Raw genomic sequence first — 6,120 nt, 5'->3', positions numbered from 1 at the left:
GCTCAACGGCTCAACGGCTCAACGGCTCAACGGCTCAACGGCTCAACGGCTCAACTGCTCAACTGCTCAACTGCTCAACTGCTCAACTGCTCAACTCCTTACTGCTCATCCGCTGTGCCAACCCTTCGCCGCGCATCCGGCAAAGCACATTTCCGCACAATCAGAGAGACGCACGTCATCGATCTGATCGCTTTCAGGACATGAGGATGCATAAGGTCTTGCGGTGACGGCATTTGTTACGATTTCAACAATCCTGGCAGGTTATCCTCGCCATACAGATGCAGTGCACCAACAGCCACCACATAGCGGCCTTTCGGCAGCGCCTGCAATAACTCGCGCCAGTGCTGATTACGATTGCGCATCAGCGTGTCATTGAGATCGCTGCTAAAGGTGGTCGGCAGGGCCACCGGTTGCTGCGTGGGCGGTGCATCCAGCCACCAGCTGATCATGGTTTGCAGCAAGCGGGCGTTGGTGTGCCAATGCTCCAGCGTGTCCAGTAACAGCGATAAACCCTCCTGCGGTAGCGACTTCAGCAGTGCGATCTGGGTTTCCGGGCCTTCCAGTTCAATAATGCGCTTGTTAGCCGATTTCGCCGCCATCAGCAGTTGGTAATCAATGCCATATTGCGGCCGTAACCCCAGACGCTGCGCCTGTTGTGCCTGCAGCATCAAGGCGATTTGCCAGAACGGCAGCGTGTCGAACACTGCCATGGAAAGCGAAAGCTCATCGCACAGCACATCCAGTCGCTGCAACACCTCTGCATCCAGACGCATCGCCAACGGCGTACAGGCATCGTCATGGGTGAAGGGCGATGCACCCTGGGTAATATCCGCTTCGACAATCAGCGCATCGGCGCGACTCAACTGGCGTAACAGGCCCGCTGGCAACGGCTGCATATCGCGCGTGCCCATATGAATACTGCCCGCCAGATGCAGGCGTCGATCGCCCAATTTGATATCCATTGCCGGCCAGGTATAGCGTGCCGGGAAGAGGCTGGCGGCCATCTGCTGGAAGCTGTGCCACAGACTGCGTCTCATGCCCTGTCCTTTTGAAGTCAAAAATCCATGCTAGCGATTTCAGTCACTGAAAAACAGGGCAGAGAGGGCGATTAGCGTTTTGCTGGCTTAAAGCGCAACAAACGATTCGCGTTACTCACCACGGTAATCGAAGACAGCGCCATCGCCGCGCCCGCCACGATTGGGCTAAGCAGCAAACCCGTGAACGGGTAGAGCACGCCCGCCGCAATCGGAATCCCCAGGCTGTTATAGACAAAAGCCCCGAGCAAGTTCTGGCGCATATTACGCAGTGTCGCGCCTGCCATCGCCAGCGCATCGGCAACACAGTGCAAATCGTTGCGCATCAACGTCATGGCAGCGGTTTCGACGGCCACATCGCTGCCGCCACCCATGGCAATCCCCACATCGGCCTGCGCCAGCGCGGGTGCATCGTTGATGCCATCGCCGACCATCACCACTTTGCGCCCCTGCTGCTGCAACTGCGCAATCGCCTGCGCTTTGCCTTCGGGCAGCACGCCCGCGATCACTTCATCAATACCGGCTTCGGCAGCAATCACCTGCGCGGTTTTTTGGTGATCGCCGGTCAGCATGATTAACCGATAGCCCAACTGGTGCAGGCGCTGTAACGCCTCCGTGCTTTCCGGGCGCAGGCTGTCACGCAGGGCGATCAGGCCGAGCAACTGACGATGATCGGCCAGCAGCACTGGCGTAGTGCCTTGCGCGGCGAAACGGTCGATATCTTGTTGTGCGGCGCGGTAATCAATCTGTTGTTCATCCAGCAGTGCCTGATTGCCGAGCAGCAGCGTTCTGCCCGCCACTTTAGCGCTCACGCCTTTGCCGCGTATTGTACGAAATTGCTTAGTCGGCTCATCGCTGAGATCGGGTGCTGCCGCCAGAATCGCTTTCGCCAGCGGATGATTCGAGCCTTGTTCCAGTTGTGCCGCAGCAATCAGCACCTGCTGGCGATTCCAGTCGCCATATACCAGCACATCGCTCACCTGCGGGGTGCCGCGTGTCAGCGTGCCGGTTTTATCCAACACGATGGTATCGACTTCGCTGGCACGCTGCAGCGCATCAGCATCGCGCACCAGCACGCCCAGTTCTGCCGCGCGACCGACGCCGGCAATCACCGACATTGGCGTCGCCAGTCCCAGTGCGCACGGGCAGGCGATAATCAGCACCGTGGTGACAATAACCAGCGTGTAGGCCAACTGCGGCTGCGGGCCGACCAGATACCACACCAGACCCGCCAGCAGGGCAATTGCCACCACCACCGGCACAAACACCGCTGAGATGCGATCGGCCAGTCGGCCAATGTCCGGTTTGCTGCTTTGTGCCTGGCGTACCAGATTGATGATCCGCGCCAGCGTGGTGTGGTTGCCGGTGGCGCGTGCCACGAAGCGCAGCGTGCCATCCTGCACCAGTGTCCCGGCATAGACTTTATCGCCGGGCTGTTTCGCCTGTGGCACCGCTTCACCGGTCAGCATTGCTTCATCAAACCAGGCTTCGCCGCTGTCGACTTCGCCATCCACCGGCACGCGATCGCCGGTGACCAGCTTCAGCAGCATGCCGGGCTGGACCTCGCTCAACGGCATCAGCGTTTCGCCCTGTTCACCGATCACACGCGCCTGAGCAGGGGTGAGATCCAACAGGCGTTCGAGGGCTTTGGATGCCCGCTGGCGTGCTCGTTGTTCCAGCGCATGGCCGAGGTTAATCAAACCGACGATCATCACGCTGGCTTCAAAATAGAGATGTCGCGCCTGCATCGGGAAAAATTCTGGCCACAGCGCCACGCTCATCGAATAGAGCCAGGCGGCGCCAGTGCCTAAGGCCACCAGCGTATCCATGGTGGCGGTGCCGTGCTGTAGGCTGCGCCACGCACTGCGATAGAAATGGCCGCCGGCGATCACCATTACCAGCAAAGTGATCACGCCGAGCGAGCGCCATAACGTTTGGTTGGCGTCACTCAACATCATGTTGTCGCCGAGCATGCCCCAGATCATCATGGGCACGCCGAGCAGCAGCGCCAATGCCGCCTGCCAGCTAAAGCGGCGCATCGCCTGCTGTGCGCTGACCTGCTGGCGTTCACGGCGCGTCTGTTCATCGTCGATCACTTCAGCGGAATAGCCCGCCTGATCCACTGCGCCAATCAGCGCCTCGGCTTGCGCATCGCCTAACACCAGCGCACTGCGCTCTCCGAGGTTGACGCGGGCCTGACTGACACCAGGCACTTTCTGCAACGCCTGTTCCACGCGGCTCACACAGCTGGCGCAGCTCATGCCGCCGATCAGCAAATGGTGAACAGGAAGGTTTTCTTCTGCCGGTTGCGACACCGTTGTCAGCGCCTCCGGCGGCGGCTCTGTTGCTGTCAACGGCTCAGGCTTTGGGCTGTCTTTCACCGCCGCGTGATAGCCGGCCTGTTCAACGGTCGCAATCAGATCGCTAACGCTGGCCGCACCGGTAACGCGCGCTTCCTGCTGGGTAACTTCCGCTTGTTCTACATCGTCGCGTTGCTCCAGCGCTTCTTTCACCCGTTTGACGCAGTGGCCACAGGACAAACCGTCCAGTGCCAGTAATTGTGTGTGTGACATCTTAAACTCCTTAAACGAGAGGTTTGACTGTCTGCAAACTTTGCATTAGTTATAGAGCCTAAACCTTCCATTCAGGGGAAGGTCAAGCGGTCATGAGGTGAAGACAAAAGATGAACATCAGCGATGTGGCAAAAAAAACCGGGCTAACCAGCAAGGCGATCCGTTTTTATGAAGAGAAGGGCGTGGTGACGCCGCCGTTACGCAGTGACAATGGCTATCGCAGTTATGCCGCGCACCATATCGATGAGCTGAATCTGCTGCGTCAGGCGCGTCAGGTCGGCTTTACGCTGGACGAGTGCCGCGAGCTGGTGACGCTGTTCAACGATCCCGCTCGCCACAGCGCGGATGTCAAAGCGCGCACCTTGCAGAAGGCGGATGAAATCGCTGCGCACATCGAAGAATTACATGCGATGCGCGCGCGACTGCTGGAACTTGCTGAAGCCTGCCCTGGCGATGACAGTGCTGAGTGCCCGATTATCAATCATCTGGCGGGCTGCCGCCATCAGGGCGAAGGGAAGCGCGGCTGAATCAGCAGCGTGATACCGACCACACCGGTGACGATCACTGGCGTTCCTGCGGGCAAATCTTCTGTCGCCTGCACTCGCCAGCTGCTGTCGCCAATACGCACATGACCAAAACCATCTTTGAGCGTGGCATCCAGAGTCAGGTGCATACCGATCATCTGCGATCCGCGTTGATTCAGGGTGTTGGGCTGCTGAGCAACCTCGCGGTAGCGCATCCAGCGATACCAGAAGTAGACGCACAGCAGCGTCAGCACGGCGAACAAAATGCCCTGGTGCGTCCACGAGAACGGGAAAAACCATTCAATCAGGCCGACCAGCACCGCCGCTAATCCACTCCACAGCAGATAACCGCTGGTGCCAAGCATTTCAGCCGCCAGCAGCAGGCCGCCCAGCGTCAGCCAGAACCAGTGTGGATGGGCAATCAGTTCCATCAGGATCACGGTTTACGCTCCTGACGGCTCTCCTTCAGCAATTCGCCGATCCCGGCAATAGAACCCAGCAAACTGCTGGCATCCAGCGGCATCATCACCACTTTGCTGTTATGAGATTCACCGATCTTCTGCAACGCATCGGTATATTTCTGCGCCACAAAGTAGTTCACCGCTTGAATATCGCCTGCGGCAATCGCTTCCGATACGGCACGCGTGGCGTTTGCTTCGGCCTGCGCCTGACGTTCACGCGCTTCGGCCTGCAGGAAGGCGGAGGTACGTTCCCCTTCGGCTTTCAGAATCTGCGACTGCTTGTCACCTTCAGCACGCAGTATCGCCGCCTGGCGCACGCCTTCTGCGGTAAGGATGTCAGCACGCTTGGTACGTTCGGCTTTCATCTGCGCATTCATTGCCGCGATTAATTCCTGCGGTGGACGCACGTCACGAATTTCGATACGGGTGATCTTCACGCCCCACGGATTGGTGGCTTCATCGACGATATGCAGTAAGCGGGTATTGATGTTATCGCGCTGCGACAGCATCTCATCCAATTCCATGCTACCGAGCACAGTACGGATGTTGGTCATGGTCAGATTGAGGATCGACAGCTCAAGATTGCTGACTTCATAGGCCGCGCGCGCAGGATCAACCACCTGAATAAAGCACACGGCATCAATGGTGACGTTGGCGTTATCTTTGGAGATGATTTCTTGCGAGGGGATATCGAGGACTTGTTCCATCATATTGATCTTGCGACCAATACGATCCATGAACGGGACAATTAAACTCAGGCCGGGGGGCAGGGTTTTGGTGTAACGGCCAAAACGTTCCACCGTCCACTGATAGCCTTGTGGCACAATTTTTACACCGGCCCATACCGTAACGAGTGCGAGCACGATAATGACGGGAATCACAGTCAACATATAACCTCCTGGTTGTCAGATTATCGGGCCGAGTCGTTCGCCCCGTTGCACGCGCGGTACCGATCAGTACAGCAGCGAGTACAGCTGGCGGCGATAGCGTGTGGCGAGAGCATCGCCCGTGCCGAGCGCGGCCAAAATCTCCTGGAACATCTTACGTACCTGACCTTCTCCGGCACTGAGATCGCTCTTCAGGAAGCTGAACAGCAGATCCAGCGCTTCTTCGTTACGGCCCACCTGGTGCAACTGTAATGCAAGTTTAGCAGCCAGTTCCGCATTCGCGGGCTCGGCTGCCAGTTGTTCCTGCAGTTGCTGAATTTCAGGGGTATCCGCAGCTTGTTTCAGCAGATCGATTTGCGATACCAGGCTTTGATAACGGGTGTCCTGATCCTGCAATGGCACCACCGCCAGCACCGCTTCTGCTTCTTCGCTGCGGCTCAGGGTGATCAGCACTTCTGCCAAGAGGAAACCAATTTCACTGTTCTGGTTGCTCAGCGCCCAGGCATCTTTCAGCAACGGCAGCGCATCCAGCGGTTTGCCTTCTTCCATCAGCTGCATCGCTTGATGGGTTTTGATCTCTTCTTCACGCGGCAGCACTTTTTGCAGCAGCGCGCGGATCGCCTCTTCCGGCTGCGGCCCCT

The 6,120-nt window shown here is 58.1% G+C and carries 7 protein-coding genes; 2 read left to right on the top strand and 5 right to left on the bottom strand.

Annotated elements, in window-relative coordinates:
• Positions 1-187 (top strand): hypothetical protein (locus RT340_RS21290; protein ID WP_313377668.1); only part of this gene is annotated, 187 nt, incomplete at its 5' end.
• A 49-nt stretch (positions 188-236) separates the two neighbouring features.
• On the opposite strand, the gene RT340_RS21285 is transcribed toward RT340_RS21290, so the two are convergent.
• Both RT340_RS21285 and copA read right to left on the bottom strand, forming a co-directional pair.
• The gene (locus RT340_RS21285; RefSeq protein WP_097117468.1) at positions 237-1,037 is read right to left on the bottom strand and encodes a TraB/GumN family protein; all 801 of its coding nucleotides are present in this window, start codon (positions 1,035-1,037) and stop codon (positions 237-239) included.
• A gap of 71 nt (positions 1,038-1,108) precedes the next feature.
• Positions 1,109-3,607 (bottom strand): copper-exporting P-type ATPase CopA, encoded by a 2,499-nt coding sequence (gene copA, locus RT340_RS21280; RefSeq protein WP_313377667.1) that lies wholly within the window; start codon positions 3,605-3,607, stop codon positions 1,109-1,111.
• Between the two features lie 110 nt (positions 3,608-3,717).
• On the opposite strand from copA, the gene cueR reads away from it, so the two are divergent.
• A complete protein-coding gene (cueR, locus tag RT340_RS21275; RefSeq protein WP_313377666.1) occupies positions 3,718-4,134 on the top strand; it encodes a Cu(I)-responsive transcriptional regulator in 417 nt (138 codons plus the stop codon).
• On the opposite strand, the gene RT340_RS21270 is transcribed toward cueR, so the two are convergent.
• The 3 genes from RT340_RS21270 to RT340_RS21260 form a co-directional block, all read right to left on the bottom strand.
• The gene (locus RT340_RS21270; RefSeq protein ID WP_313377669.1) at positions 4,110-4,568 is read right to left on the bottom strand and encodes an NfeD family protein; all 459 of its coding nucleotides are present in this window, start codon (positions 4,566-4,568) and stop codon (positions 4,110-4,112) included. The genes cueR and RT340_RS21270 overlap by 25 nt on opposite strands.
• A complete protein-coding gene (locus tag RT340_RS21265; protein ID WP_034828210.1) occupies positions 4,568-5,482 on the bottom strand; it encodes an SPFH domain-containing protein in 915 nt (304 codons plus the stop codon). The genes RT340_RS21270 and RT340_RS21265 overlap by 1 nt, the downstream gene beginning before the upstream one ends.
• 63 nt (positions 5,483-5,545) lie before the next feature.
• The coding region (locus RT340_RS21260) for a tetratricopeptide repeat protein (protein WP_313377665.1) at positions 5,546-6,120 on the bottom strand (575 nt) is incomplete at its 5' end.

Origin of the sequence: Pantoea sp. CTOTU50773 (genome assembly GCF_032082325.1) — a bacterium.
Taxonomy (GTDB): Bacteria; Pseudomonadota; Gammaproteobacteria; order Enterobacterales; family Enterobacteriaceae; genus Pantoea; species Pantoea communis.
The sequence above is the reverse complement of the archived record's forward strand: the minus strand, read 5'-3'. Positions and strand labels throughout refer to the sequence as shown.